At 39.5% G+C, this 3,199-nt stretch carries 3 protein-coding genes; all 3 read left to right on the forward strand.

Translation table 11 applies throughout. From position 1 onward, the window contains the following. The coding region (locus GX437_09980; GenBank protein NLJ07985.1) for a glycosyltransferase family 1 protein at positions 1–1,779 on the forward strand (1,779 nt) is incomplete at its 5' end. A 74-nt stretch (positions 1,780–1,853) separates the two neighbouring features. Next, positions 1,854–2,750, forward strand: a complete 897-nt coding sequence (xerD, locus tag GX437_09985) for a site-specific tyrosine recombinase XerD (protein ID NLJ07986.1) — start codon at positions 1,854–1,856, stop codon at positions 2,748–2,750. Positions 2,751–2,833: 83 nt separating this feature from the next. Continuing rightward, positions 2,834–3,199, forward strand: a 366-nt coding sequence (locus GX437_09990; protein NLJ07987.1) for a hypothetical protein, incomplete at its 3' end; no start/stop codon positions are given.

Consider the following 3,199-nt stretch of genomic DNA (forward strand, 5'->3'; position numbering starts at 1 on the left):
TCTGTATATCATCTGAATGAAGGGCATTCTGCATTTCTGATCATCCAGCGTTTTATCAATCAGGTCAAATACAACAAGCTTGATTTTGATGCAGCAAGGGAAGTGATCAGGTCAAGCACTGTCTTTACTACCCATACCCCTGTACCGGCCGGCAACGAAACTTTTGAATATAAACTGGTTGAAAATTACCTGAAAAGCTATGTGGAAAACAACGGTATTTCATGGGAAAGGATCCTTGATGTAGCTGGATATAATACCGAAAAGGGCGGAGAGTTTGAAATGACGGTGCTGGCACTTAAAAATACCTTGAGAAAAAATGGTGTCAGCAAGCTTCATGGGGTTGTCTCGAGGAAAATGTGGGAAAAAATATGGGAAGGATTTTTACAGGAAGAAGTTCCTATTAGTCACATTACCAATGGGATACATACAGCCTCGTGGCTTTCAACAGAAATGAAAAACCTTTTCAGCAAATATCAGGTGCTCAATCTTCAGGAAGAATTGCTGAATAAAAACTACTGGGAAAAAATCAATAATATTCCTGACAAGGAAATCTGGCAGACGCACATGAACCTGAAAAGCAAGTTTTTCGAGTACATCAAGGAAGTCATTATTTCGACATGGACACGCGAAGGGGAGGAGCCTTCACTGCTCGACCAGCTGTTGCTTAACATCAACCCAAGTCAATTGACCATTGGATTTGCCAGAAGATTTGCCACCTATAAACGTGCTAATCTGTTGTTTACTGATTTTGAAAGACTTAAGAAAATTATTCTGAATCCCCGCCATCCTGTACAGATTATTTTTGCCGGAAAAGCACATCCGGATGATGTGGAAGGTGCCCGGCTTATAAAGGAAATAGTTGAGATTTCAAAACAGGATGATTTTCTTGGCAAGGTCATTTTCCTGGAAGATTATGATATCAAGCTGGCCAGAAAACTGGTAAGTGGAGTTGATTTATGGCTAAACAATCCTATCCGGCCTTATGAAGCATCGGGGACAAGCGGAATGAAAGCCGGTATTAATGGCGTCATCAACTGCAGTATTCTGGATGGCTGGTGGGACGAAGGCTATGATGGCACCAACGGCTGGGCTTTCGGTGAAAAGAAACAACTTAAAAATCCGGATACACAAAAGATTTTCGACAGTGAATCCCTTTACGACCTGCTTGAAAATGAAATAATACCGGAATATTATACCCGCAACAATGCCGGTATTCCCCAGCGCTGGATCGACCGTATGAAACGCTCCATTATTACAATCATTTCCGAATACAGCACCCACCGCATGATTCGCGATTATATGGAATGCCTTTATGTCCCTGCTGCCAAAAAATTCAACAGCCTTATTCAAAACAATTTTGAAAAAGCATATCAGTATGCCGATTGGATCAAGTCAATCAGAAGCAGGTTTCTGACCGTGCATATTAAAAACATCAGTATTAAAGGTTCTCATGGCGACAGTCTGAATGTGGGAGATCATATTTCCGTTTCTCTCGAAGTTGATTCTGGGAAGGTAAATCCGGAAGAAATCATGGCTCAGCTGATCATTATCCGCGATACCCAGCACTATTCAATAAAATTTTCGGAGAAAAGCGGAATTCATAACGAGAACATTCAGGTAATCAATATGAAACAGCAAAAAGCAGAAGGAAGCGAAATCAGCTTTAACTGTAAATATGTGGCAGAGAAATCCGGAAAGTTCAATTATGGCATCAGGGTACTTCCTACCCATCCCGATATGTCGGCTCCGACCGACCTTAATATTGTTTACTGGGCATAACATTTTCCTTTTTCAGTGGATATTTTTTTTCTGAAACCTCTGATCTTATGCAGAATTTTGCATAAATTTCTGCAGTGGACAAAGATTTTATTCAGGGATACAGGATTTATCTGAAGCTTGAAAGAGGCTTGTCGGCTAATTCTGTCGAGGCTTACCTGAACGATTTATCCAAACTTTTACTTTTTACCGAAGGAAAAAATCACGGATTTTCCATAGAAAAAACAGATAAGGAAACCCTGAGAAGTTTTATTTTGTGGATAAATGAAATGGGGCTGTCGGCCAGTTCACAGTCCAGAATTTTATCAGGAATCAGAAATTTTTTCAGCTATCTTCAGGAAGAGCAGGTCATCAGTCAGAATCCTGCCGATCTGATTGATTTACCTCGGATTGGCCGTAAACTGCCGGTGGTTCTGACGGTTGAAGAAATTGATGCCATTGTCGGGCAGATAGACCACTCAACTCCTGAAGGCACACGAAACCGTTGTATCATTGAAGTTTTATATGGCTGCGGACTCAGGGTCAGCGAACTGGTTAACTTAAAAATATCACAGATTTATTTTCAGTATGATTACCTGAAAATTATCGGAAAGGGAAATAAAGAGCGCATGGTCCCATTGGGAAGCGAAGCCAAAAAACAATTATTGCTGTACATTAATAGCGTGAGAAAGCATGGAAAAATTGCCAAAGGATATCAGGAATATGTTTTTTTAAACAGATTTGGTAAAAAACTCAGCAGGGTGATGATTTTTATGATTATCAAAGACTTATGTGAAAAAGCCGGTATCAGGAAAAAGGTAAGTCCGCATACTTTCCGCCATTCTTTTGCTACACATCTGGTGGATGGAGGAGCCGACCTCAGGGCAGTTCAGGAAATGCTGGGGCATGCTTCCATCACAACCACAGAGATCTATACCCACCTTGATACTTCTTATCTGAAGGATACCATTATTCAATATCATCCCCGTTCATAAAAAAAGATAATCAATTATTTCAAAGTTAACCTGTGATTACCGGAACTTCGATTATCTTTCAGGCTTATTAAAATACAGTTTAAATGCATGATTTCAATAAAAGATACATTTTCAATACGTTGGCGATGCTTTTTGTTTTTGCAGTTATTTTTTCTTCCTGTACCAGATATTATTATGGAAGTGCCTCAAACAAAGCATTTTGCAAACCATTGGAACGTGAATACAGGAGTTATGAACGTATGCTGAAGAAAAACTATGGGAATGATCCCAACCAACCTTATCGTTTAATACTTTCTGTAAATAATGAAAATGGAGAGGAATTAGATCATGCGTACATTTACATTGGTTCCGGCAATTCGTACCGTTATTCTTATATGATTGGAAAAGTATCGATGCTTATTGCTGACAGTCAGTTTGTTAAGAAAGAATTTCATTTCAGGATTGTAAGA

This window comes from Sphingobacteriales bacterium (assembly GCA_012517435.1).
Lineage (GTDB): Bacteria > Bacteroidota > Bacteroidia > CAILMK01 > JAAYUY01 > JAAYUY01.